Origin of the sequence: Kitasatospora sp. NPDC018619 (assembly GCF_044391605.1) — a bacterium.
Lineage (GTDB): Bacteria > Actinomycetota > Actinomycetes > Streptomycetales > Streptomycetaceae > Kitasatospora.
The window spans coordinates 3785-28707 of record NZ_JBISAI010000012.1; the positions used below are offsets into that span (position 1 = coordinate 3785).

The 24923-nt window shown below is 71.5% G+C and carries 23 protein-coding genes and 1 pseudogene; 10 read left to right on the forward strand and 14 right to left on the reverse strand.

What is annotated here, in order from left to right; genetic code table 11:
• Positions 1–467: 467 nt before the first annotated feature.
• Both ACH5AR_RS19915 and ACH5AR_RS19920 read right to left on the reverse strand, forming a co-directional pair.
• Complete coding sequence (locus ACH5AR_RS19915; RefSeq protein ID WP_396302751.1) at positions 468–815, reverse strand: hypothetical protein; 348 nt, start codon at positions 813–815, stop codon at positions 468–470.
• Complete coding sequence (locus ACH5AR_RS19920) at positions 808–4449, reverse strand: ALF repeat-containing protein (protein WP_396302752.1); 3642 nt, start codon at positions 4447–4449, stop codon at positions 808–810. Before ACH5AR_RS19920 ends, ACH5AR_RS19915 begins: the two co-directional genes overlap by 8 nt.
• A gap of 342 nt (positions 4450–4791) precedes the next feature.
• Between ACH5AR_RS19920 and ACH5AR_RS19925 the strand changes: the two genes are divergently transcribed.
• Entirely contained in the window at positions 4792–5316 is a 525-nt protein-coding gene (locus tag ACH5AR_RS19925) for a hypothetical protein (protein WP_396302753.1), read from the forward strand.
• A gap of 312 nt (positions 5317–5628) precedes the next feature.
• Complete coding sequence (locus ACH5AR_RS19930; protein ID WP_396302754.1) at positions 5629–7299, forward strand: trypsin-like serine protease; 1671 nt, start codon at positions 5629–5631, stop codon at positions 7297–7299.
• A gap of 1059 nt (positions 7300–8358) precedes the next feature.
• Here ACH5AR_RS19930 and ACH5AR_RS19935 read toward each other — a convergent pair.
• The 3 genes from ACH5AR_RS19935 to ACH5AR_RS19945 all read right to left on the reverse strand — a co-directional run bounded on the left by ACH5AR_RS19935 (position 8359) and on the right by ACH5AR_RS19945 (position 10507).
• Positions 8359–8703 carry a hypothetical protein gene (locus tag ACH5AR_RS19935; RefSeq protein ID WP_396302755.1) on the reverse strand — a complete coding sequence of 115 codons (345 nt, stop codon included), beginning with the start codon at positions 8701–8703 and terminating at the stop codon, positions 8359–8361.
• 13 nt (positions 8704–8716) lie between these two features.
• Complete coding sequence (locus ACH5AR_RS19940; RefSeq protein ID WP_396302756.1) at positions 8717–9064, reverse strand: hypothetical protein; 348 nt, start codon at positions 9062–9064, stop codon at positions 8717–8719.
• Between the two features lie 813 nt (positions 9065–9877).
• On the reverse strand, positions 9878–10507 hold the full coding sequence (locus ACH5AR_RS19945; protein ID WP_396302757.1) for a hypothetical protein: 630 nt from the start codon (positions 10505–10507) through the stop codon (positions 9878–9880).
• Positions 10508–11352: 845 nt separating this feature from the next.
• On the opposite strand from ACH5AR_RS19945, the gene ACH5AR_RS19950 reads away from it, so the two are divergent.
• The 3 genes from ACH5AR_RS19950 (at position 11353) to ACH5AR_RS19960 (ending at position 12645) form a co-directional block, all read left to right on the forward strand.
• Positions 11353–11559 (forward strand): hypothetical protein, encoded by a 207-nt coding sequence (locus ACH5AR_RS19950; RefSeq protein ID WP_396302758.1) that lies wholly within the window; start codon positions 11353–11355, stop codon positions 11557–11559.
• 38 nt (positions 11560–11597) lie between these two features.
• Positions 11598–11852: a hypothetical protein gene (locus ACH5AR_RS19955; RefSeq protein WP_396302759.1), complete on the forward strand. Its 255-nt coding sequence runs from the start codon at positions 11598–11600 to the stop codon at positions 11850–11852.
• A gap of 625 nt (positions 11853–12477) precedes the next feature.
• Entirely contained in the window at positions 12478–12645 is a 168-nt protein-coding gene (locus tag ACH5AR_RS19960) for a hypothetical protein (RefSeq protein ID WP_396302760.1), read from the forward strand.
• 217 nt (positions 12646–12862) lie between these two features.
• Here ACH5AR_RS19960 and ACH5AR_RS19965 read toward each other — a convergent pair whose 3' ends face one another.
• From ACH5AR_RS19965 to ACH5AR_RS19975, 3 genes and pseudogenes are all read right to left on the reverse strand, one after another.
• Positions 12863–13153 (reverse strand): barstar family protein, encoded by a 291-nt coding sequence (locus tag ACH5AR_RS19965; protein WP_396302761.1) that lies wholly within the window; start codon positions 13151–13153, stop codon positions 12863–12865.
• A gap of 540 nt (positions 13154–13693) precedes the next feature.
• Positions 13694–14494: pseudogene (locus ACH5AR_RS19970) on the reverse strand (IS5 family transposase).
• A gap of 435 nt (positions 14495–14929) precedes the next feature.
• On the reverse strand, positions 14930–15781 hold the full coding sequence (locus ACH5AR_RS19975; RefSeq protein ID WP_396302762.1) for a LysR family transcriptional regulator: 852 nt from the start codon (positions 15779–15781) through the stop codon (positions 14930–14932).
• A gap of 80 nt (positions 15782–15861) precedes the next feature.
• Between ACH5AR_RS19975 and ACH5AR_RS19980 the strand changes: the two genes are divergently transcribed.
• Positions 15862–16356, forward strand: a complete 495-nt coding sequence (locus ACH5AR_RS19980) for a cupin domain-containing protein (RefSeq protein ID WP_396302763.1) — start codon at positions 15862–15864, stop codon at positions 16354–16356.
• A gap of 159 nt (positions 16357–16515) precedes the next feature.
• Positions 16516–16878, forward strand: a complete 363-nt coding sequence (locus ACH5AR_RS19985) for a DoxX family protein (RefSeq protein ID WP_396302764.1) — start codon at positions 16516–16518, stop codon at positions 16876–16878.
• A gap of 1434 nt (positions 16879–18312) precedes the next feature.
• Here ACH5AR_RS19985 and ACH5AR_RS19990 read toward each other — a convergent pair.
• A complete protein-coding gene (locus tag ACH5AR_RS19990; protein WP_396302765.1) occupies positions 18313–18864 on the reverse strand; it encodes a hypothetical protein in 552 nt (183 codons plus the stop codon).
• Positions 18865–19079: 215 nt separating this feature from the next.
• Here ACH5AR_RS19990 and ACH5AR_RS19995 point away from each other — a divergent pair, with 215 nt between their 5' ends.
• Complete coding sequence (locus ACH5AR_RS19995) at positions 19080–19202, forward strand: hypothetical protein (protein ID WP_396302766.1); 123 nt, start codon at positions 19080–19082, stop codon at positions 19200–19202.
• A gap of 183 nt (positions 19203–19385) precedes the next feature.
• Here the strand turns inward: ACH5AR_RS19995 and ACH5AR_RS20000 are convergent, their stop codons facing one another.
• Positions 19386–19811, reverse strand: coding sequence for an arsenate reductase ArsC (locus tag ACH5AR_RS20000; protein WP_396302767.1), 426 nt, complete (start codon positions 19809–19811; stop codon positions 19386–19388).
• A 98-nt stretch (positions 19812–19909) separates the two neighbouring features.
• On the opposite strand from ACH5AR_RS20000, the gene ACH5AR_RS20005 reads away from it, so the two are divergent.
• Together ACH5AR_RS20005 and arsB are read left to right on the forward strand one after the other, a co-directional pair.
• The gene (locus ACH5AR_RS20005; RefSeq protein ID WP_396302768.1) at positions 19910–20215 is read left to right on the forward strand and encodes an ArsR/SmtB family transcription factor; all 306 of its coding nucleotides are present in this window, start codon (positions 19910–19912) and stop codon (positions 20213–20215) included.
• Positions 20215–21309: an ACR3 family arsenite efflux transporter gene (gene arsB, locus ACH5AR_RS20010; protein WP_396302769.1), complete on the forward strand. Its 1095-nt coding sequence runs from the start codon at positions 20215–20217 to the stop codon at positions 21307–21309. The genes ACH5AR_RS20005 and arsB overlap by 1 nt, the downstream gene beginning before the upstream one ends.
• 284 nt (positions 21310–21593) lie before the next feature.
• Here the strand turns inward: arsB and ACH5AR_RS20015 are convergent, their stop codons facing one another.
• From ACH5AR_RS20015 to ACH5AR_RS20030, 4 genes are all read right to left on the reverse strand, one after another.
• The gene (locus ACH5AR_RS20015) at positions 21594–22025 is read right to left on the reverse strand and encodes a VOC family protein (RefSeq protein ID WP_396302770.1); all 432 of its coding nucleotides are present in this window, start codon (positions 22023–22025) and stop codon (positions 21594–21596) included.
• A gap of 421 nt (positions 22026–22446) precedes the next feature.
• Positions 22447–22665 carry a hypothetical protein gene (locus tag ACH5AR_RS20020; protein ID WP_396302771.1) on the reverse strand — a complete coding sequence of 73 codons (219 nt, stop codon included), beginning with the start codon at positions 22663–22665 and terminating at the stop codon, positions 22447–22449.
• 77 nt (positions 22666–22742) lie between these two features.
• The gene (locus ACH5AR_RS20025; protein ID WP_396302772.1) at positions 22743–23381 is read right to left on the reverse strand and encodes a DUF6083 domain-containing protein; all 639 of its coding nucleotides are present in this window, start codon (positions 23379–23381) and stop codon (positions 22743–22745) included.
• Between the two features lie 30 nt (positions 23382–23411).
• On the reverse strand, positions 23412–24902 hold the full coding sequence (locus tag ACH5AR_RS20030) for a carboxylesterase/lipase family protein (RefSeq protein WP_396302773.1): 1491 nt from the start codon (positions 24900–24902) through the stop codon (positions 23412–23414).
• Positions 24903–24923 lie beyond the last annotated feature (21 nt).

Here is a 24923-nt window from a genome sequence, read left to right on the forward strand (position 1 = left end):
GTTTGTGGCCAAGGCTTTGGCGCGGCTCCGGCAGCGGTCCGCAGCGGGCGCAGGGCAGGTAATAATTGTTGAGCTCGGACCCGGACACGGTACGCCCCCCCCCCCCCCCCCCCCCCGCGACGGCCTCGGCGGCGGCCGCTACCGTGCTGCCGCCCATGACCGCCCGCCCTCCGCCGCTTACTCCACCGTGGCGGTGGGCTGCGTCGTGGTGACCGGACTGTTGGTCGGTGGCCGGTACCGGTTCCCGGGTTGCCGACTTTCTACCCGGTCGGTGGGACGGCGGATCCGGGGAACAACCTAGTCGCCGAGACCTCTGTGCACTACGGCCGACCGGCGGCACCTCAGACGCAATGCGGTGGCCCCACGCAGGAGTCGTACGTGGGGCCACCGATAGTTGATGCTCCAGAGCAAGCGCCGTCCGGTGCCCTCCAGGAGTCGGATCCGCGCTGCCGGCACAGCCCGAAGGACTACGCGCAGCCAGCTTGCGGGATCTCCAGGTCACGACCGATGCGACGGTCGTAGTAGGTCACCTTCCAGCTCCCGCCAAGCTCCGCTGCGAGATCCTCGGCAAGGGTCCGGCCGGTCTCATAGAACTGATCCTCGGCTTCCTGCGACGCGAACCCGGACGACATCGGGTCATCTCGACACAACGTTTCGTCATATGCATCCGACCAGGCGTCCAGGCGGCCGATCAACCCCGCACTCAGCGCCAACGCCGGCTCCGCGGGAGACAGATCTCCCGCGTCCTCACCGGTCAACCACAGCGGGTAGCACTCGTAGTCCGCAAGCACGCGGATCAAACGCTGTTCAGCCATTCGGCACTCCGGTGCCCTTCATGTTCGCTCCGACGATGAATCCGTTGCTTCCCGTGGTCACCGCAACCGTCTGGGTCTTCCCGTTGAACTCGACCTCGTAGATCGGCCGTCCTGTTCCCTTGCCTTGGTAGCCCACGACCTTGCCTTCGGTGACAGCCTTCATCAGAAACTCCGGAATCTGCTTCTCGGAGATTCCGGCCCGGACGAACTCGTCTCCGTGCTCCATCACGTGCACGAGTCCGGCCTTGGGGCCGCCGTTCTCCAGGAAAACGACTTTACCATCTGCGGTGCGCGCAGTAGCGACCACGTCATCGGGGCTGAACTTGACCCCGTTTTTCGCCATCTCGCTCAGATGGCCGGCATCCGCCGAAACTCCGGTGAATCGGTTGAGCCGGGACGCTTCCGCCAAGCCCTCGAGCCCCTTGGCCGTCTTGGCGAGCTCGGCAAGCTTGGCCACCTTACCAGCGGGGAAGAATCCCACGGCGAGTTCAGCGCAGGAGCTGACGCTCTTCTGCTTGATGCACTCCTCGGCGCTGTCCACCCCGGCGAGGGCCTTAAATATTTGCTTCAGCGCCGCATAGTATTCCTTGTCGATGTTGACGACAACAGCCTTGTCACCCTTCATCCACTTGCACGCCTCGGTGGCTATAGGGCTGATCGGACCACCGGCAGGGCACTCGTTCTTCCGTCGCTCCTTCTCGTCCTTCTCAAGCTCCGCCCGAAGCTGCTTCTCGAACTCCTGCTTGAACTCGTCCTCGACCCGTTTGGCCTCGGCCTGGATCCGCTCCTCCTCGGCCTTCAGGGCGACGGCCCGCTCCTGCTGCTCCTTGGCGACGACGAATCCCCACGCTTCAGTGGCTGCCTGCTTCGCCGCCTCCGCATCGTGTCCCGCCGCGATCGCGGAGTCGTGGGCCTCGGAGGCGGCCTCACGGGCCGCAGCGGCGGAGCCGCGTGCCTGGGCTGCGGAAGCCTTCGCCCGGACGGCGGAGTAGGCGGCCTTGTTGGCGTCACGGGCGGCAGCCTGCGCCGCGGTCCGGGCAGTGGTCGCAGACTTCGCCGCACGGGCGGCCGAGTTCTCGCCGGCCTGCGCGGACTCCTTGGCTGCCGCGGCGAACGTACCGGCCTGGCTGGCGGCGGCCTGTGCCTGGACGCGGGCATTGCGCGCCTCGGCGGACGCGTCGTTCGCCACGGCCGCAGCCTCCGTGGCCTCCCAGGCGTTCTGCTGGGCCTTTGCCGCGACCTGTGAGGCCTCAGCGATCAGGCGGCTCATCTGCGCCGAGTGGTTGGTCGCGAGCTGGTCCTTGCGGTCAGCCGTATATTGGCCGGTCTGCACGAAGGAATGCACGGCCTCCGGCGGCCCTGACAGCGCGATCTTCGCTTCCGCCTGGACCTCCGGGCCACCGCTGGCGAGCGCCTGGAGCGCCTGGACGCGTTCGTCGATCTGACGGGCGGAGTACTGGCCGGACTGGAGGAAGGCCGCGATGGCCTTGGGGGAACCTTCCCGCAGGACCTTCTCTCCTGCCTCTTTCACACTCGTGTCGCCGGTGGCGATCAGCTGGTAGACCCGAACGCGGTTCTCGACGACCGCCGCGTCGTACTGACCGACCGTATAGAAGGTCTTGACCTGCTGGGCATCGCCCCTCAGAGCCTCGCTAGCCGCCGTGCGGACGGCCTCGTCGGGGCTGTCCTGGGCAACCTCCACGACGTTCTGGCGCAGGTCTTCCTGCTCGGCGTCGCTCCGGCCGGTGCGCACCCAGTCCAGGACCGTTTCATCGGTACCGGCCAGGGCGTCCGCTGCGGCCTCCCGGCTCCAGGGACCGCCTCCGGCGTTCAGAGTGCGAAGCGCTGCCCGGCGTCCCTTGACCGCGAGCGCCTTCGCGTCCGCCTCCGGGTGGGTGGCCTCCTCGGCCAGCGCGGCATCCGCCTGCTCCTGTGTACGCCAGTCGCCGAGGACGACGCCCAGATCGGCGGTGGCCAGATCGTCGGCCGTCTTCATGTCCCGGGCCACCTCGACAGCGGCGGCGGTTCGGGCAGCGAGGTCCTCGGCCTCCGTCTGGCGGGCGAGTTCGAACACTCCGTTGGCGGTCTTGACTGCCTCAGTCGCCTCGGTTGCGGCCTTGCGCGCCTCCTCCGCCTGCCGGGTCGCCTCGGCCGCCGCACCGGCCGCCTCACCCGCGTGCTGGGCGGCGTTGGCCGCGGCGTCGGCTGCGCTCTGGGCGTGCGTCGCCGCCGACCTCGCGGCGTCCCGGGCCTGGAAAGCGGCTGCGGCGGACTGGCGGGCCAACGCCGCGGATGCGGTCGCGGCCCGGTCTGCCTCCTGGGCGTGACGACGGGCCTGTGCGGCCGCGGTCTGGGCGCGATTGGAGCCTGCACCCGCGGCAGCCGCAAAACGTCCCGCCCGGTCGGCGGCATCGGCGGCGGCCTTCGCATTGCCGCCTGCGCTCTTCGCGGCGTCAGCGGCCTCGCCCGAGGCCAGGGACGCGCGGCCGGCGTTCTCAGCGGCCTGCGCCGCGCGCTCGGCGTCCCTGGCGGCGTTGCGGGCCTCCTCGGACCGCTGGCGGGCCTCCGCCGCCTTGCCCGCGTCCGAGGACGCGTCACTGGCCGCCCTTCGGGCGCTGGTCGCCGCCAGGGCAGCGCCGCTGGCAGCGCTGGCGGCCTGGGCCGCCGCGCTGGAAGCGATGCGGGCAGCCTGGTTGGCAGCTCCCGCCGCGGAGATGGCTCGCTGCGAGGCGGCCGCGGCGCCTCGGGCCGCATCCGCGGCCTGGGCGGCGGCCTCCGAGGCGCGGGCCACATCCTTGCCCGCCTCCTCGGTCTCCTTCGCCGCGGCCTCCGCTGACTCCTTGGCCAGCCGGGACGCCGCCACGGCGCTGGCGGACGCTGCCTTGGCCGCGTCGTTGGCCGCCTGCGCCTGGGCGCCGGCCTGTTCCGCTCTGTCGGCCAACTGCGAAATGGTTGCGCGCTCCTGGTCCCTGGCCTGGGCCACGAACTGACCCACTTCCAGGAACTCCGCAATGTCGGCGGGTGTGCCGCGCAACGCGACCTTTGCAGCGTCCTTCACCGCCGGGCCGCCGCTCCCGAGCAGAGCCATCACCCGTGCGCGATTGTCGATCTCATGGGCGTCGTACTGGCCCTGTTCGAGGAAGTTCTTCACGTCCTCCGGCGTGCCCTTGAGTGCGGCGGTGGCCTGCTCCCTGACGCTGATACCGCCAGTGGCGACCAGCTGGAACGCCTCGACGCGCCGGTCCTGCTCCAGCGGGGTCTTCCAACCGTCCCGGAGGAAGGCCCGGAGGTCATCCCCCGAGCCCTTCAGCGCCTTGGTGGCGGCCTCACGGACACCCGGACCACCGACGGCAAGCATCTGGAAAACCTCGACACGATCGTCGTGGTACTGCGCTTCGTTCCGCTCGGCCTCGAGAAAGCGCTTGACGTCGTCGTCCGAGCCCGTCAGCGCAGCTTCGGCGGCGGCCTTGACCCCAGGGCCGCCTGTCATCCACAGCCCGACGACGCGACCACGGTCCGTCAGCACCGGAACCACAGCGGGGCTTCCCTCGGTCGCGCTCGCGGGCGACGCACCGAGCAGACTGGCCCCCAGCGCAATCGTCAACAGGGCGGCGCAGGCGCCGCGCAGCCCCACCGATCGGCTTCGCCTCCGCCGATCTCCCCCGCCGACTCCCAGCGCCCCCGCAGGGCGCAAGGGATGCTTCACAATACATTCCTCTCAATGGCAGACCTGACTACGTGCACGGATCTACCAGGAGCCCGGAAGCGATGCCGATCGGCTCGAGAGACGGACGTCACCAGGGGATCCGGGCACGGAAAACGCATCGTCAGCAACCATCCCCGGCAATCGTGCTTGCACGATTCACCTGGTGATCGGTTCGGACACGATTGCTGATACCTTACACATGCTTTACCTACGCCACTCACATGTAAAGGCCCGGCCTCCGCCACGGCCCCTCGCACTTAAGGATCAGCGTTGGAGATATCCCGTTTCCGCACCTCCCTCCTCGTCGGAGCTACTGGTGCTCTGATCGCAGGCATCGGGGTCGCCTCCCTGACGGCCGCCGAGGCAGCCGGCGGAACCGGCTCGGCAGACCCGGCCATGCCAGTGGCCGTCGAGGACTTCCAGCACCCCGGCGCGGAACGGCTGCTCCTGGAGCGTCAGATCACGCTCCGCCAGGGCGACGGGCACATCTGGCTCAAGGAGGGCCAGAACAACGCCGTGCCGACCGACTGCCAGGCCTCGAATGAGATCTTCATCGAATCCCGCCTCGACAAGCGCGGCTACTGCTTCACCACCAACAGCAAGACGGGCTACCTCGCTATGGAGCTGCCGGACGTCTACGGGATATGGACAGAGGATCGCGCCGTAAGCGCCAAGCTCACCGCCGCAGGACAGGAGAAGCAGGTCGACGTGGCCCCGAACTCAATCGCGCCCGTCGGCGAGAGCCTGCCCGGCGGAAAGCGCTCCGTCCTCGTCGAACTGCGCGTCATGGGCTGAGAGGCCCCCTGCACAGGCCTCACCGGCCGCTGTCCCGCCCGGCGGGGGACCGATAGGTGCCGTCCGGACCCGCCCCGCGCAGGTCGGCGGAGCGAGCACCTGCGGACAGTGGACCCGCAGGACCCGGGCTGGGTCCGCTTCACGGTGCCCCCTCCATCTCCTGCCCCCTGCCAACCCCAAAAAGCGGCCTGCCCCGCCACCCACAGCACGGGCCCCCGCACGGTCGGGCGAGAGCACCGCCAGCGATGAACCCGTTCCCCACCCCACGCGTCGCGGGGTGTTATCGCTATGACATCCCGAGGAGACTTCTTCATGTTCCGCACATCCCAGGCCCACTCCCGGCGGGCGGGCGCACTGACAGCCGCCCTCGCCGCCGGCGCCCTGACCACCCTCGCCACGCCCCCGGCCGGCGCCGTGGCCGGCGACACCGCCGCCGACGGCACCCACGCCTACACGGCCCGCCTGGTGATCGGCGACAACCTGCGCGCCTGCACCGGCACGCTGGTCGACCGCAACTGGGTGCTCACCGCCGCCTCCTGCTTCGCGGACGACCCGACCAAGCCACAGGCCCTGACGGCCGGTGCGCCGAAGTGGAAGACCACCGTCACCGTCGGCCGCACCGACCTCACCACCAACGGCGGCAAGACCACCGACGTCTCCGAGCTGGTGCCGCGTGCCGACCGCGACCTCGTGATGGCCCGCCTCGCCACGCCCGTGGACGGCATAGCCCCGCTGACGGTCTCCGCCACCGCGCCCATCTCCGGGCAGACGCTGCGCGTTCCCGCCTACGGGCGGACCAAGGACGAGTGGGCGCCACTCAAGCTCCACACCGGCGCGTTCAGCCTCGACACCGTGACCACCACGGGCATCGGCACCACCGGCACCGGCGGCGCCGCGATCTGCAAGGGCGACACCGGCGCCCCCGTGATCCGCGAGACGGGTGGCAAGCCCGAGCTCGTCGCCGTCGCCTCCCGTTCCTGGCAGGGCGGCTGCCTCGGTACCCCGGCCACCGAGACCCGCACCGGCGCTTACAACACCCGCGTCGACGACATCGCCGGCTGGGTCCAGCAGACCCGCGCCACGTCCGTGGGCTGGAAGACCCAGGCCCTGATCCGCAGCGACAACAACCTCTACTCCGCGACCCGTCTCTACGACGGCTCCTGGACCCCCTACGAGGACGTCCAGGCCGCGGCCGGCAACGTCGGCGGCGTCCGCGCCGTCGCCACCGCCGGCATCAACACGGCCACCCACGTCATCGCGCTCGGCGGCGACGGGCACCTGCACTACGCCATCCGCAACCTCGACGGCGGCTGGGGCCAGAAGTTCGTCGACCTCAACGCCACCGTCTCCGACCTCGGCAACATCACCCAGGTCACCATCTCCCCCATCGGCGGAGACCTGCACGTCGTGGTCGTCGCGAACGGCTTCCTGTTCCACAGCATCCGCCACGCCGCAGGCCAGTGGACGTCGTTCAACGTGGTCACCGACGTCACCGGCCCCCTCAACGGCATCACCTCCATCTCCGCAGCCGGAGCCGCCGGCGGGGAACTCCACATCGCCGCCGTATCGGGCGGAAAGGTCTACCACACCCTGCGCACCGCCGCCGGGAACTGGGGCGCGTGGGGATCGGTCGCCGAGGCCGCCGGTGCCACCGCGCCCGTGAGCGCCGTCGCCATCACCCGCCAGAGCACGGGTCTCAACCTCGCGCTCGTCGCCAGCGACGGCCAGTACCACACCCTGCGCTGGGCCAACGGCAGCTGGCAGCCCATCGCCTCCCTCGGCGGCGTCATCGGGAACATCACCGGCACCAGCATCAGCGCCGCCACGGTCGACGAAGACGCCCAGTTCGCCATCGCCACCACCGAAAACAAGGTCCTGCTCACCGCCCGGCACGCCGACGGCACCTGGGCCGCCCCCGAAGCCCTTGACCTCACCACCATCCCCGGCAACCACACCGGAACCGTGATCACCAGCAGCCTCTGAATCGCCGCATCCAGGAGGGCTCCCGTTGGGGAGGGCTGTGGCCCTCCCCAACGGGAGCCCTGATCTTCACTCACCCCTTGGATGTCCGGTTCGGCGGCAGCCTGATGCCTCCCTACGCCAAGGAGCTCCGAGCTCGGCCTCCTTCGAGCCGGCGACCATCGGCAGGCTGTTGTGCGCCTCGCTCTCGGCGCACTGCTGGGCGCCCCGGCCAGCGGCGCCGACGTGTCGATCTTCCCGCTGAAGGCGGCGGCCACCGAGCCCTGGACGGCCAGGTAGCCTGCGGCCATCGTCAGCAGGCGGCTGGAGATCGTCGCCATGGCCTGCCCGGCCGTCCCGATCGCCTTGACCACGCTCTTGGCCGCCGACTCGTACTTCTTCGCGAAGCTGTGGGCTACCGTGTCGTCGCCGGCCGTCCCCGCCGAGGACGCCAGGTCGCCCGCCACCCCCGACGCGATGTTGTAGACGAAGTCCTTCGAGCCGAGGAACTGCACCGACGCCCGGAACACCACATCCGGATCGACCTCGAACCCACCAGCCGTGCCCCCACCCGCTCCTCCCCACGGCGGCCTCCAGCCCGTCTTCGCCTACCCCGCCAGACCCGGGCACCAACCCGTGGCCCTCGGCACGGCAACCCCGCTTGCAGCGGATCGCCCCGGACTCGAAGACCAGCCTCTCCGTGGGCTTGGGCAGCTCACCGCCGCCCGGCCACCGTCCGCTGCGCGTGGACGGCCGCTGCCCTGCTCTCCGCGGCCGCTGCTACTCCTCGGTGCGGGCCTGACGACGGCGCCGGGGCGAGCCGGCAACCGGGCGCAACCGGGCGCGGCACCGCGGGGCGCGGCGGGCCGGCGGCAGAGCCGGACGGAGGACACCCGGAGCCCAGCAGCAACGGGGTGCAGGCACAGCCGCCCCAGCATGGCGGCCAGGCCCTCAACGCGGAGCGCCCAGCAACGGCGGGAGTCAGCCAGGCGGTGGCAACCGAGCCGCCCTGCTGCCCGTGTCGCCGGGCCGGCCCGACGGCACGGGCAGCAGGTCGCCAGGTGGCGGGACAGCGACGGTTGGTCAGCGGGCGAGCGCGACGGTGATCACCGGGTTGTCGCAGGCGGCGGTGATCCGCTGGACGGCGGCGTGCTCGGCCGGGTCCACGCTCAGGCCCCAGCGGGTCTTCACGGTGACCCAGTCGGAGATGTAGCGGCAGGTCGCGGCGGCGGCCGGGGGCATCCACTGGACCGGGTCGCGGTCGGCCTTCGACTGGTTGGCGCGGTCGTGGACCGCGAGGAGGGAACGCGTGTCGTCGAGGTCGTTGGCGTAGGCCTGGCGCTCGGCCGCACTCCACGCCGCCGCCCCCGAGTCCCAGACCTCACCGAGCGGCACCATGTCGTCGATGTCGACGTCGTCCTTCGTCATCTGCGTGGTCTTCCTACCAGGACCCCCACACACCGGTGCCGGCCACGATGGTGCAGCGCCCGGTGACCTGCGGCGCGACGATGGCATCCCTGAGCAGCACCTCGTTGCGGGTGTTGCAGCCGTCGTGATCGGCGTCGATCCAGTGCTTGAACTGCTCACGCGAGTAGCCGTCGCGCTGCCCTTCGTCCTCGACGGGCAGCGCCTCGACCAGCGCCGACAGCGGCGCACGCACCACCTCCCCCGACACGCGATGGAGCCCGTGCGCAGCGTGGGGGGCGGTGGCGGTGGCGCGGGCCGGGGCGGCGGGCAGCAGGGCGACGGCGGTGGCCAGGGCGGCTGCGAGCGCGGGGCGAAGACGCATCGGGTTCTCCGGGGTCTCGACGACGAGGTCGTCTGGAGAACCCTCATCCGGCCGGTCACCGGCCGGACCGGCCAGCCACCTGAACGAGCGTCACGCACCGACGGGAGCCACCACTTGGCGGCTGCCGGTTCCATCGTCGACGGCACGACCGGTGGTGCGCGCCGGGCCTCGAAGCACCGTCCGTGCCGGGGACGGCGCAGCGGCGGGTGGCGTGGGCAGCAGCGCGGTGGCGAGCCGGGTCCGGCGGCTCCGAGGCCGGCGGCGGCCGCGGAGCGGGGCAACGGCCGCCCGCGCGCAGCAGCGGCAGGCGGAGGCCGGCCGAACCAGACGGCGATCAGCGGCACCTGGCGGGGGCGCAGCGGCACGGTGTGCCCCGGACCGGACAGCGGCAGGACGACGGCGGCACCGCCCCGCAGGCCGCGGCTGACGTACCCGCCCGTCGCCGGGCTCGTCTGCGCCGCGGCCATCGGCGGCTGACACCGGCCGCTGCGCGCCTTCGTCGGGCTTCGGGGCGGTGTAGCAGAGGGCGTCTCCGGCGGAGTTCGGCGGTGGATACGGTCAGCCGGCTCCGGCGTCTACGACCGGCTGTCTGGGGGGAGGTGGTCGCGAAGCCGCGCCCGGTAGAGCAGCCAGCGTGCCAGGAGACCGACCACTGCTCCGATCACAATTGTCCCGAGAAGGCTGAACCAGCCCGAAACACCACGGGACAGGGTTGCTGACACGACGGCGCTGACGGTCACCGCGACCATGGTGATGATTTGTTCACGGAATTCGTTCGTCCGGCTACTCATCGAGGCCTCCGGTATGAGTTGGTCAGCATTTGAAGAGCCCGGTGGCAACACCGCCGAGGGCCCCCGCGAAGCCACCGACGACCGCCCCGGGAACGCAGCCGGTCTCTGCACCGGCGACGCATCCGGTGACGAGGCCTCCGGCCAAGCCGCCCTTACCCGTGTCAACCACGCAGTCCAAGAAGCCTCCGCGCGACTGGGCGTCGGGCCCGGCCACGAGAACTCCCTGCACCGACTCCTCCGCGATATCAACGTGCTGACGGAGCACCGATCCTTCCAGCGACCAGGTTATTTTGTGCACGACATCCTTGGCGTCGATCACGGAAGTCAGTGCGTACTCCGCAGTGACGGCGCCACTCGCGTCGACGAACCGGATGCCACCCCTGTCGTTCGCCTGGACGGTGGTTCCCGTCGGGGCAACCAGCCGCCACAGGGTGTCGCGGTAGAACGTCGTCGGCCGGCCGGACTCGGCCAGCACCCCGTCGAACGTGGACGCACTGCTGGCGGATCGCCCGGGCGGCGCGGCGGACTCCGGCGAGCCGGAACCCCCATACCCGACGACAGCGGAGGCACCGGGTGCGGCCAGGGCCATGGCAGCCCCAATGGTCAGCCCGACGATGGAAATTCGAGCAGCACGAATACCGGACAGCTTCACTTGAGTCTCCTGATTCCGCGACGATAGGTCAGGGGCGCTTTCAGATCCAGCTGCACCGCAATCACCACCCCGAAGCAGCCGCCAGTCCGGACGCGGCGACACCGCACCGCTCAAGCCGAATCCCATGGCGAAGCAGCCGAATAAGAGGCCGATGAGGAGCGACTAGGTGCATACGGCGGCCGCATTGCTCAGCCTCATTCAGCTGCCGCAAGGCTTCACTGAGCGGTCCAACAAAGCAGTTGCAACTAGTCCCGAAGTTCCTTTTTGCTTCGGAAGGATCCTGGGACGCGGCCTAAGGGAAGCGGAAGGCTCGATATCTGATTCCCGCTAAAATGGTTCGTTGGTCCCTGCCTCCGGGACCAACGGCCCTATGGTCACCTGCCGCCCGGCTAGCGAGCACCAGCACGGGCTGCGCTGGCCCTCGGTGGTGCTGCACCAGATCCCTGGCGGACTCCCGGGCGGCGGCACCGTGCAGCAGCACAGCCACCTGGACAACAACGAGCCGGCCGCCCGGGCGGCCTGGCGGGACGCGCTCCTGGCAGGACGACGGCGGCAGCGGCCCCGCGGCGCGCCGGACGACGGCACCACGACCAGCCGGAGCGGGACAGCACAGCAGCGGGGACGGCGGACCGGGCCCGGGCAACGGCCTGTCGCCGAAACCGCCGCCGCCCGACGGCAAGGCAGGCAGAGCCCTCGGCGAGCAGCAGGGCGGGAAGCCGACAGCACAACACCGGGTGGCCCGGGCAGCGGGCGGCGGATGGCTTCGCCGGACGTGTCCACCGCGCCCAGCCCGCCGTCGGTGCCAGGCCCGTAACCGGCCGGTCCGAGCGGGGGTTGGGCCGGGCATGACGAACCTCCTGCACTTCCCCGGCCCGGCCCGTCCCCCGCTCCGGGACAACGCCGAGGCCGATCCGACGTTCTCGGCCCGCTTCGCCGAAGAACGGGCGGCCTTCGCCGCCCACCATGCCACCCAAGCGCAGCGCGAGCTGCAGGGCGGGCCGAGGACGAGCTGGCGCAGGAGCGGCAGCGCGCCGAGCTCGCCGCCGCACTGACGGAGGCCGGGCACGCGGCCGAGCGCGCGGCCGCCTGGGTGGCCGAGCTGGCCGACCGAACCGGCGACCGGGCACTGCACGAGTTCGCCGCGGCCGTCCACGCCTGCGGCCGGGACCTGGACCCCGACGACAGCGACGACGGCGGCGTGCCCGCGGACACCACCCAGGTCCTCGACGGCTTCGTCCTGCTCAACGACCGCCTCGGCGTCCAGGAAGGCCTCGCCCTGGCCGCCGTCGCGGCGATCGCGCTCGCCATGCCCCGCACCATCACCGAACACCACCAACAGCAGTAAACCCGGACGGCACCGGGAACCACCCTCACCGGGCCAGGCCGCCAGCAGACGACGGACAGCGGCCGGGAAGACCCCGGGCATGGAGGTGCCCGGCGGCAACCACGTCCCCGAGGACCGCGCACCGTCGGGGTGCTCACCAACCCCCGCGCACGGGGGCCGGCCGCCCCGACGACATCGCGCAGGCCCCCACGGCCTGACCAACCCACCACCCGGTCGGCGGCCTCGGCCTTGTCATCGCCCTGCTGGCCGACAAGCTGGACGCCGCGACCGCCGCTGGTCGTGCCGCCACCACCAGCGGTGCCGGGGCTGCTGGGTGAGTACGACCAGGAGCCGGGCGCTCGGGCCCGGCGCCGCCCGGGTGCTGGCCGACACCGTCCGGGCGCGCCGCCGGGTTCGCCGGCCGCCGTCGAGGCCGCGCTGCACACGGTGATGGAGGAGTTCGAGCGGACCGCCGAGCCGTGGCGGGAGGCTTTCGACGACGAGGACGTCCTTGCCGAGATGGCGCCGGGCCCGCCGGGCGCTGCTGGAGGCCGTCGCCCGCCACCACCACGGCGCTGTGCCGACCGAGCCCGCCGCCGACCGGCCGTGGTGATCACCACCGGCCGCCGACCGGGAGAATGGGCGGGTGACCAGCACCCAGCCCCTGCCCCGGGGCCTCACCTCCCTGATCCCCGACGCCCGCACCCACGCCATCCCCGGCGAGCTCGCAGCCGCCCAGCTCCTCCACCTGCGCGAGGCCACCCTCCCGGTACCGGTCCTCGCCGCGGCCGCCGGGCTCATCGCCCCCAGCTGACGAGCGAGGACCCGGCCACCCAGGAGGCCGCGGCCGCCGTCCACGCCCGGCTGCTCGCCGCCATCGACGGCGCCTCCCCGGGACGCTAGCCGCCTGCCCGCGCAGGGGCTGTCCCAGCCCTGTCCCAGCGCCGACGCGCAACGCCTCCACCAGGGAGAACAGGGTGGGCCAGTTGACCCGTCTCAACGAGTTTGACCACTCGCTGCTGGATTCCAGATCAGGTGAAACGCACGGTCAGCCTCTCGTCCGGCGCGCTCGATTCGTCCCCTTCAGCAGCTCGAACCAGGACGGATACGACCGCCTCGAACGCCTTATCGCCCATCAGGCTACGACTGACTTCGGCGTTCTCCCAGACAATCTCGACCGGACGCTCGACATCCCTGCTCAGCCGATCCCACAGGGCGTTCAGGTTGTGCCCGTAGTACGGACCGAAGTCCAAAGGCCCGGCAAGAACCCGGTGCAGGTCCGCCTGGCTTCCGATGTGTGTCCCGTCAATGACGACCCGCATGGTCCTCTCCACCTCTTCAACCAGCCAAGCGACTCCACAGAACCCCCTGCGGGCATCGCGTCCCGAACCCTGGCAGTCAAACTCCGCTGAGACAACCGCCACCGGTCACACTTCGTTGAAACTCGTCAAACTTCGGTGAGACGGGTCAACAGCCCCAGGACCGCCCCAGCAAAAGGCCCGGACCGGACGCCCTGGGACAGGGCTGAGACGCCGCCGTGCCGCCGTGCCCCCAGGCCCAGTGGATCCGGCCCCTGGTCGATGTAGGACGTCCACGCCGCCGTGCCGTGGTGGCCGGACAGGACCGCGTAGCGGTGGCTGCGCAAGCCCGGGCGGTGTGGGGTCCACGGCCAGCTGCTCGAGCGCCTGGCGGGCCCGGCGCGGGTCGGCGCGGCGTCCCTTCTCCAGGCGGGCGAGGGCGCGGGCGGCGGCGGGGTGTAGTGCAGGGTCGGCATCGGTCTCCTTCGTCGGGGCATGCGGAAGGGCCCGTCGCCCCCTGGTCGGGGGTGACGGGCCCTTGGCGGGTCGTGCCGGACTTAGAAGTCATCTCATTTGGATGAGTCTGCGGATACAGATGAGGGCTGCGGCGATACTGGCGAAGCCGGCGAAGTGGTCGGCCTTGCGCTCGTAGCGGCGGTGGAGCCGGCGGAAGCCGCCCAGCCAGGCGACGGTGCGCTCGATCACCCATCGGTGCCGGCCGAGGCGCTTGGAGGAGTCGATTCCTCGGCGGGCGATGCGGGCCGGGATCTGCCGTCGTCGCAGGTAGGAGCAGATGAAGCGGTGGTCGTAGGCTTTGTCGCCGTGCAGTTTGCCGGGCCTGCGACGCGTGGGGCCGCGCCGTGAGCGGATGGGCGGGATGGCGTCGGTCAGCGGGATCAGGGCCTGGCTGTCGTGGACGTTGGCTCCGGAGATCGAGCGAGAGGGGTAAACCGGTGCGTTCGGTGAGCAGGTGGATCTTCGACCCGTACTTGCCTCGATCGACAGGATTCGGACCTGTCAGCTCCCCCTTTTCAGGGCCCGCATGTTCACCGAGTCGACCGCGCACCGCGACCAGTCCAGGTCTCCCCGCGCCCCGAGCTCGTCCAAGACGACGCGATGGAGCTTGGTCCACACCCGGGCTTTGCTCCACTCCGTGAAGCGGCGATGGGCGGTCGGCCCCAACGGGCCGAAGCACGTTGGCAGTTGGGCCCACGTGCACCCAGAGGTGGCGACGAACACGATCGCCGCCAACACCTCCCGGTCCCCGTGTCGCCGCCGGCCACCGCCCTGCGGACGTACCGGAGCCTCCGGCACCACCAACTGGAACAGCTCCCACAACTCGTCCGGTACCAGACGCTCCACGATCAGCACGCCCGGATACTACTCAAGCATCCAAATGAGATGACTTCTTAGCCCCGGAGCCGGGCTGCCCCGGCCCCAGCCGGCCGCAGGTCACCACCAGAGCCCGACAGCGCACCACCGCCCACCCATCCCACCCCCACAAAACAGGAGGACAAGGGGCGCAGAGAGGGTAGGCGGAATTCCCGGCTGCCTTGGTAAGGTCACTGACCTGCGCAGGTGCCACCGGTCCCTCAGGGCGGGGGTGTCGGCGGCAGGAGCCGCCGCACGACGCCCCCGACGGGCCGCTCCCGGGCCGCACGGGCCGCACCCGCCCCACCGGCCGGGCGCGTGGCTCTGGACACGAAACGGACGGCAGATGTTCACCACTTCGGGAGGCGGTCCCGAGGGGCGTCGCGTTCGAATTGTTCGCGATCCGCGGCAGCACCGATCGCCAGGTGTTCAGTGACGGTATGCGGCTGTCGCGATCTCGATGAACGATCGGATCAACGGGTTGGTGTCACCCTCGTTCCACACCGCCACCGCTCGACTCGGCGGCATGTCGATCAGCGGCACCGCGGTCAGCTCTGCGGGCAGGTTGTGTCCGAGCGGGGCCAAGCCGACCGTGCCGTTCCACAGCACGGCCTGCAGGCATTCCTGGACGACGCGCACCAGCGGGCCCTCGCGCGGCTCGCCGCCGTTCCAATACGACTGCCAGATCGGGTCGGTTCCCTGCGGGAACTGGAACCAGCGGCGGTCGCGCAGGTCGGCCAGCTGCAGTTGGCCGCGGCAGGCCAGCGGGTCGTCGGCGCGCAGGACCACGCCCACCGGATCGGTCCGCAGCTCACGCACGGTCAGGGCGGTCTCGTTGAACGGCGCCCGAGTCAGGGCGACGTCGACCAGTCCGGCGCGCAGCCCGCAGGTCGGGTCGGTCAGGTCGGTGTCACGGATGCGGATGTCGATGCCGGGGTGGCTTCGGCGGTAAGCGGCGGCCAGCCTGGTGGCTCCCGGGTCGGTGCTGTCGCCCAGGATGCCGACGGTGATGGTCGAGGAGCCGGCCGCCGCGCTCACGCGTACGCGGACGCGGTCGGCCTGGTCGAGCAGGGCCCGCGCCTCATCACGCAGCACGACGCCTGCCGGTGTGAGGGTGACGCCGGCGGGCGAGCGGGCGAACAGCAGGGCGCCGACCTCGGTCTCCAGCTGCTTGATCGCCCGGCTCAGCGGCGGCTGGCTCATGTGCAGTCGAGTGGCGGCCCGGCCGAAGTGGAGTTCCTCGGCGACCGCCACGAAGTAGCGCAGGGTACGTAGCTCCACGCTGCGACGATACCCACAAGGTATGGGTGGTGCGGAACTGGTCTTGGACAGTCGCAGGGCCCAGGCGGTGCACTCGGAGCATGAACGACGAAGCCAAGACCAGTGAACCGCAGGGCGAGCCCGCCGTATCGGTGGTCGGTCCCGGCGACGGCGAGACGATCGTCATGGGCACCACGCGCATGCGCGTCCTGGAGGACGGCAGCCATACCGGGCACCGCCTCGCAATCGCCGAGTCCGTCCTCGCCCCGCACACCTCCGGTCCGCCGCAGCACCGCCACACCCAGCACGACGAGGGCTTCTACATCGTCTCCGGCACGGTGCGGTTCACCGTCGGAGACAAGGACTACGACGCCACCACAGGCACGCTCGTGATGGTCCCGCCCGGCGTCCCGCACACCTTCGCCAACCTGACCGACCAACCCGCCGCCATGCTCAGCACGTTCACCCCCGACCTGTATGTGCAGTACTTCCGAGACCTCCGCGACGTCATCGCCGACGGCCGGCCGCTGACGCCGCAGGCCGGCATCCACGCGATGAGCCGCTACGCGACCGAGCCCGCCACCGACTTCACCTGAAGCAGCCGGGATGACATCGCCCGGCCGTCCTCCACCCGCCCAGCGCAGCCGGGGCGCTCACCTTTCAGTTCCGGACCGCTCAAGCAAGGGTCCGGCCTTGTCCAGGGGCTGCCCCGGGACCGACAAGTCACCTGCAACCCGTGACCGTTGATGGGGATCATGAACATCGCATATTGGATCGTCGCCGGACTGCTCGCTCTGTTCTACCTCTATGCAGGGGCGATGAAAGTGATCCGCACCCGCGATCAACTTCGCCCGATGATGGCCTGGGTCGACCGCATACCCCTGCCCGCCGTCAGGGCACTGGGGACGGTCGAAATACTCGGCGCGATCGGGCTGATCCTGCCGCCGCTGACCGGCACCGCACCCTGGCTGGCACTGGCCGCGGCCACCGGGTTCGTGCTCCTGCAGATCGGTGCGATCGCCATCCACCTGACCGGCGAAGAACGCCACATCACACTCAACGTCGGGCTCATCGCCACCGCGGCCGTGACCATCTGGCCGGCCACCACCTGGCTGTGATCCAGCGCAACTGTCGGCCAGCGGAGGCGACTGCAGGCCAGCCGCTGTCCTTCTCATGAGCATCGAACACGCCGTCATCCGGGTGCTGCCCGATGACGCGTACATCTGCTGCCGCAACTCGTGAACAAAGCCAGACGCGGCACCGCAACGCCGTGAAGGCCCGCCAGGGGCCGTCAGGGGCCCGCCCGGAAGCGGGCCCCGGCACACCCGGGCCGGCACACCCGGGCCGGAACGGGCCGGGCCGGCGACCGGCCCGCACCGGGCGCCCACCATCACCACGGCCCCGCCGGGTGGGAACCCCTGCCGTCCGGACCGTCACCCACCCACGCACCCACCACCAGCAACCAGGGCACGGAGACGGACAGAAGGGGTCGGGCGACGGATACGTGCGGTCGCACCTGCGGGGGCGCCCTCCGGTCCGAGCGGGGGACGGGCCGGGCCGGGGAAGTGCAGGAAGTTCGTCATGCCCGGCCCACGGATGCCCCACCACCCAACTGCCCGCCTCGCCGAACACCTCGACCAGGCCCACACCGCCGGCCACACCACCACCACCGAACACCACCCGCGGCGGTAAGCCCGGCCGGCACCGGGGAACGCGGGGTGGCGCGCACGGTGCGCGTGCACCGGGTGCGGGAGGTTTGGGGCCGGCCCGGCCGGCGGTGTCGTCGCCGTCGGCCGCACCGTTGTGCGGCTGCGGTGCCCGCGCTGTGCGCGGCCGCCTCAGAGGAGCAGCCGGGCAGGGGCCGCCAGAGCAACACCTGCCGCCGTCCGGTCGGCCCAGGCCCGCCTGCGGGCATACGCCTGCTGCGGTCAAGCTGCAAGGGACGCCGCACCGCTCGTTCGGTAGCTACGGTGCCCAGCCGGGATCACGGCTCCTGATGAGGCTGTGCTCCCGCATGGCTCCGGTGCTGCTGGAGACGGGACGTGCGCACCGCCGGCGCGGGTGTCCGGCCGGACACCCGCCGCTGGCAGGCCGCCGTGGAGCGGGTGGGCGAGGGCCGGTTCGACGCCCTGGTGGAGACCTCGCTGGCAGCACGCCGCCGACCGCGCCCACACCGCCCTCGGCGGCCGGTGGGCCGCCGCCGGCGGCGACCGCGCCCTGCTGATCGGCTGCCTGCCCCAAGGCCTTCGCCCGGCCCGCGACCACCGCCTCGACCTCGGCTGGCTCGCCGCCGCCACCTGGACCCACGTCTCCGACTCCGTGCGGGAGCCCCTCGCCCCGCCCACGCCCGCCACCCCCGCCGGGCAGGCCCCGGCCGAAGGCCTGGACGGCGTGCCCCTCGCCGTGCTGACCACACCGGCCGACGCCCTGGTGGAGACCCTCAGCGCGCTCGCCGCCCGCCGGCGCGAGCACCGCACCCGCACCGCCGACCGCCTCACCCGCGTCATCGACAGCGCCCTGCTCCCGGTAGACCTGACCGACCTGGCCCTCTACTACCGCGCCAAGGCCCACCGCGACCTCGGCCGCGGCACCGCCTCCCGGCAGGGCATGCAGCAGGTCGCCGCCGGCACCACCCGCCCCGCCCCCGCCGCCCGCCGGGGCCTGGCCCCCTCGCCCGCCTCGAAGGCGACTCCCCCACCGCCCTGGCCTCCGCCCAGACCCTCGGCCGGGCCGGACGCCGGCACCGCGTCCTGGGCGACCTGTGGTGGGTGCACGCCGAGCTGGACCGGGCCGCCGCCTACCAGGCGCAGCTCTCCTTCGTCCGCGCCTTCACCGACCCCGCAACGGCCGACGACGACCTCCACCTCGCCGCCCAGCTCCTTGCCGGCCCCGACCTGCGCGCCACCACCCTCACCACCCGCATCGCCGCCCTCGTACGCGACGCCGGCACCGGCGGACAGGACTTCCTCGACCGCGTTGCCCTGCTCGACGCCGAGGTCCGCGTCTCCGGCGTCCGCACCGCCCTCGCCCTCGCCCTGTGCTTCCACCACGCCGTCCTCGACGACCACGACGCGCTGGACACCGCGATCCGCGACCTCGACCACCTCACACCCGGGACCACGACTACGCCTACTACACCGACATCGCCCACTTCATGGCCGACCGCGACGTCCTGTATCCCTCCGGCGCCCGCTGGTACGACGGCGACCAGGCCGTCCACACCCGCCGGCGCGCCCTCGTCACCGCCCGCCAGACCCGCACCGCGCAGTAGCAGCCACTTCCCCTCCCCCGGTCCGGTCCGCACGCAGAAGGGATACCGATGAGCAAGACGACCAGCGGCCCGGCAGCAGCCTGGCACCCCGGGCTGACCAGCGCCGGCAAGGACGGCATCCGCCATATGAAGCCCCGCCGGCGCAACCGCTCGCGCGTCATCCCCCTCTGACCGGCCGGAGAAGGCCACCCGCGGACGGGAAGCAGCACAGGCCCGGCCCCGGGGCGGCCCCGAGCCGCACCCGCGCGCTCGTCGGCGGCCGGAGGCGGTCAGACCCCGTCCGAGAGGGAGACCCGGAGCCGGCCCCCGTCGCCTGCCTCAAGAACGAGGTGCTGGAGAACCTTGGTCGCGGCGTCACCTCTCCCGGCCGGCGCTGGCGTCGATCTCCTCGACCAGGTCCTCGATCAGCGCCTTGATGGCGTCGCGGATGGGGCGGACGGCCTCGATGCCTTGCCCTGCCGGGTCGTCCAGCTTCCAGTCGAGGTACTTCTTGCCGGGGAAGTAGGGGCAGGCGTCGCCGCAGCCCATGGTGATGACGTAGTCGGAGGACTGGACGGCCTCGGTGGTGAGGATCCTCGGCTGCTGGTCGGAGATGTCGATGCCGAGTTCGGCCATGGCGGCGACGGCGGCCGGGTTGACCTGGCCGGCCGGGAGGGAGCCGGCGGAGCGGACCTCGACGCGGTCGCCGGCGAGGTGAGTGAGGAAGCCGGCGGCCATCTGGGAGCGGCCTGCGTTGTGGACGCAGACGAACAGCACGGCGGCGAGCGGCGCGGCGGTCATCGGTGAGCGGTCCTTCGTTCGGTTCGGGCATCCCGGCCGGGGCGCTTCCCATCAGCTGCCGCTGGTGTCGGCTCCGGCCGACGTGAAAGTATCAGCCCATGGTGATGTCAGTCGACACTGATTTGATGCGCGTGCTGTCCGATCCCCTCCGGCTCCGGATCGTGACGCTGCTGGCCCGCGAGACCCTGTGCACCACGCACCTGGTGGAGGAGACCGGCGCCCGCCAGACCAACCTCTCCAACCACCTCAAGGTGCTGCGGGAGGCGGGCGTGGTGGACACCGAGCCCTGCGGGCGCTTCACGTACTACCGGCTCAAGCCGGAGGTGCTGGATGCTCTGTCCACCGGGTTCGCCGACCTCGCCGCCACCGCCCGTGCCAACGCCGGCGCCAGGAGGTCCTGCTGATGTCCCGCGCCTCCGCGCCGGACACCGGAGCCGACCAGGGCGCCCCGGTCGCCGGGAAGCTGTCCTTCGGCGACCGCTACCTCGCCGTGTGGATCCTCGCCGCGATGGCCGCCGGTCTCGGCCTTGGCCGCCTGGTCCCGGGACTGAACGACGCCCTCGCCGAGGTGGAGGTCGGCGGGATCTCGCTGCCGATCGCGCTCGGCCTGCTGGTCATGATGTACCCGGTGCTCGCGAAGGTCCGCTACGACCGCCTCGACACCGTCACCGGCGACCGCAGGCTCATGGCCTCCTCGCTGGTCATCAACTGGATCGTCGGCCCGGCCGTCATGTTCGCGCTCGCCTGGACCTTCCTGCCCGACCTGCCCGAGTACCGCACCGGCCTGATCATCGTGGGCCTCGCCCGCTGCATCGCCATGGTGATCATCTGGAACGACCTCGCCTGCGGCGACCGCGAGGCCGCCGCCGTCCTCGTCGCCCTGAACTCCGTCTTCCAGGTCGTCATGTTCGGCGTCCTCGGCTGGTTCTACCTCGACCTGCTGCCCGGCTGGCTCGGCCTCGGCAAGGGCGAGCACCTCGACGTCCCCATGTGGAAGATCGCCCTCAACGTCGTCGTCTTCCTCGGCGTGCCCCTCGTCGCGGGCTTCCTCACCCGCCGCCTCGGCGAGACGAAGCTCGGCCGCGAACGCTACGAGACGAAGCTGCTGCCGAAGATCGGCCCGTGGGCCTTGTACGGGCTGCTGTTCACGATCGTGGTCCTCTTCGCCCTCCAGGGGAAGAGGATCACCTCCCAGCCGCTGGACGTCGCCCGCATCGCCCTGCCGCTGCTCGCCTACTTCGCCATCATGTGGTTCGGCACCTTCGCGCTCGGCAAGGCCATCGGCCTCGGCTACGACCGCACCGCCACCCTCGCCTTCACCGCCGCCGGCAACAACTTCGAACTCGCCATCGCGGTCGCCATCGCCACCTTCGGCGTCACCTCCGGCCAGGCCCTGTCCGGCGTCGTCGGCCCCCTCATCGAGGTCCCGGTCCTGATCGCCCTGGTGTACGTCTCCCTCGCCTGGCGCGGGAAGTTCCGCACCGACCGGGCTGTCTGACCTCCCGCACCACGGACGGGTCCGCCCCAGCAGGGGCGGACCCGTCCGTGCTCCCCCGTGCCCCAGCGCTCGTCCACCGCTTCCGGCGCCCGGTGCTCACCCGACGGCGGCGCTGCGTCGTTCGATCAGGACGGTGTCGCGCCGGCGGCCGTGGTGGCGGGCGACGCGTTCGCGGGTGCCGGCGACCCGGAAGCCGCCGCGGGCGTGCAGGGTGGGGCTCGCGGCGTTCTCCGGGAAGAAGGCTCCCGGGAGAAGGCTCCCCGCCTCGCAGTCTCGGAGGGAGATCAGGCGAGGCAGAACCCGTTGCCCTCGATGTCCTGCATGGCGATGCACGACTCGTTGACGCCATCGGCGCGCTGCGTCAGCACGTGTTTCGCGCCGAGCGCCATCAGCCGCGCGCATTCGGCCTCGAGCGTGGCCAGGCGCTCGTCACCCACGAGCCCTGCGCCGGCCCGCACATCACGATGCACCCGGTTCTTGACGACCTTGCCCTCGGGGACTCGCTGGAAGAGCAGGCGCGGGGCCACACCCGAGGGATCAGTGCACGCCAAGTAGATCGCATCCTCGGGCGGCAGCGAGCGGAAGCACTCCTCCCACGTGGCGAAGCCCTCCGGGACCGCCGGCATGACGTACCCCAGCACCTCGCACCAGAAGGCGGCGAGGCGCACAGGCTCCGCGCAGTCGAAGGCCACGTGGAACTGTCTGATCGTTGACATTGGCGCACGAAAACAGGGGCTCTGCTCATCTCCGCAGGTCGAGGGCCCCACCGGTTGTCAGGCGGAGGGCTGCTGCCGCGGGCGCCCACCACCGACCACGGTCGGTACGGGACACCCGGGAGTGCTTCCTCCCGCCGGCGACCCCGCCGGACGGAAGAAGTCGGCCCCGCGCCGAACGGGTTGTCCCCGGCCGCGGACCTGCGCCCTCACAGCCAGCGCGGGGCTGCCCCGACGCAACCCCCGGGGCGACCGTCCGGACCGGCAACGAAGGCGGACACGGCGGCCGGACCGCAACAGCAGCGGTCCTCGGACGGCACGACCCCGGACGGCAGCAGCAGGACGACGGCGCCGAGGCGGGCCGGACACCGGAGCGCCCGGCGCACCGACACCGTCGCGGTGGGGCCGTCAAGGAGGCCGCGGATCAGGTGTAGACCTCGTGGGCGTACTCCTCACGGCTCAGCTTGAATTCGTCCGGCCGGTCACGGCGGAGTTCTTCGTATCGCGCGCAGAAGACCCTGAGCGCCTCGTGGAGCGTGCAGCCGGACGCCTCCCTGATCGTCCGAAGCGCCGGGCCGATGCGGCGATCCAGGATGTAGCGGTCCAGGACATCGCGGTCCACACCCTCTGGCAACTCTTCCATGCGTCAACCCTAGTGACGACGGATACAAGCGCGCCAGTCAAGATCACTTGCAAGCGGTCGGGTTCGTGATCCCCGCCTCAGGCTGGCCGTGCGAAGACCGGCACCGCACCGCGGCCGGCCGCGGTGAAGGTGAGACGCATCGGCCGGCCCCCTTCGGGAAGGGGACCGCTCCCGTGCGAACTCGCCGCCAGGGCGAGCGGCAGACCGGCCCCAGGACGACGCAGCGCAGCAACGGCCGGAAGGCGAGCCGGGTGGAACCCAACGGCGGAGCCAGCACCGGGGCGGCCGGCAGCACCCGACGACCCGGACGGCGGCCACCCCGGCTTCCTCCGTCCACGGGCAGCACGCTGGTCGGACTGCCGCCGGTGCAGGTCGTTGTCCCTCCACAGGGAGAGCAGGTGCGGGCTGGACGGCGCCGGAACGCGCCCCGGACAGACATCCCAGTGGCAGACCCGGCACCGGTCGGTCGGGTTCGCCCGGCCGGTGTTCAGTGCCGTGTTGTGCTGGTCGATGCGCCAGCGGTTCCCTTCAGGGATCAGGTAAACGGACCAGACGACAAGCCACGGGCCGCACCCATGACGAGGCGCACGACGGCCAAGGCGCGCTGCCGGCAGCAGCAGCCCGGAGACCTGCAGGACGGGGCCCTTGCGGATGCCTTGGGACAGCGGGGCTGCGAGGGCGGGTGCGTTCCCGGTGGTGATGACGGTTCTGGTCATGGTGTGTCCTTGGGAACGGTGGCCGGAGGGTCAGCGCCAGGCCTGTCGCTCCTGGCTACGGGGGTCGTCGACCTGGGTCCACTCGGCGTCGATGCGCATCGTGGCCCGGCGCTCGTCGTCGTACGCGTCCCAGCCGGGGTTGCCGGTCCTGGCGAACCGGACCCATGTCTCGTGCATACGGGCGGCGAGATCCGCAGGGGGCTCGTCAGGGCCGAGCAGTGCGGCGGATCCGTGCAGTTGCGGAAGGTGGGCGGCATCGAAGACGAAGGGCAGCTCGACCGCGTGGGTGGCGCCGAGCTCTCCGTCCAAGGCGTGGGAGCGCCAGGCGAACTCGTAGGCGTAGGTGGCGGATTCGAGGTGGGCGGCATGCGCGTCGGCCAAGGCCCAGCTACCCGCGCCGAACAGCGCGTCGCCCATGAGGGCGGAGCGCAGCTCGCCGAAAGACGCCTCGGGGCGTGCCTTCCGGTACGTCTCGACGAGTCGTGCCGGTTCCGGGTGTGCGCGCGCCGCCGCATCGTCGACGTCACCGGTGGTCGAGGTGGCGTACTTGCCCACCGGGACCAGGTAGAGGTTTCCCTCTTCGGTGTTGGTCCCGATGAGCAAGTGGATGGCGCTGCTGAGGCCGGCGGCGACGGACTCGGCGGGCTGCGTGTCGAGGACCAGGCTGAAGGGGCTGAGTCCGATCAGCGGGTCGTGGTGCGTCTCGGTCTGCAGGTCGATGCCCGCGAGCCGGGAGCCGGCCTCGACCAAGCGGTCGTCGGAGATGTCTGCGAAGGCGTCGACCTGGGGCTCGATGCCCAGGGCCTCGGCTGCTGCCCTGGTGACGCGGGCGGCCTGCTCGGTGGTGAACGCCCCCAGGCCGCTGCCGCTCTGGACGATCGCCCGGTGGAAGAGGCCAGCGGCTTGCGGTGCGGCGAGGACGCCGCCGACGATGGTGGCCCCGGCCGACTGGCCGAAGAGGGTGACGTTGTGCGGGTCACCGCCGAAGGCCGCGATGTTCTCCCGCACCCAGCGCAGCGCGGCGACGACGTCCAGCAGGCCGCGGTTGGCTGGCGCGCCGGGGATGTCGAGGAACCCGGCGATGCCGAGCCGGTAGTTGAGGGTGACGAGGACGACGCCGTCGCGGGCGAAGGCCGAGCCGTCGTACAGCGCGGACCGCGTCGATCCGGCGACGAATCCGCCGCCGTGGACGAACACCATGACGGGCAGGTCGCCGGTCGCGGCGGCGGGCGTCCAGACATTGGCGGTGAGGTAGTCCTCGCCGCGATGCCAACCGGTGCCGAAGTAGGGGGACATGTCCACGCTGCCGAGCCGGCGTTCCGACTGCGGCGCGTTGGGCCCCGGCACGGTGGCGTCCCGTACGCCGTCCCACGGCTCGTGCGGCTGCGGCGGCTGGAACCGGCCGGCGCCGCGGGGCGGGGCGGCGTAGGGGATGTTCAGGAAAGCGGCGGTGTCGCCCTGGCGCAGGCCGCGGACGGCTCCCTGCGCCGTGGTCACGACGGGCTCGGGGTGGTGGCTCATGTCTCGTCGTCCTTCCGCAGG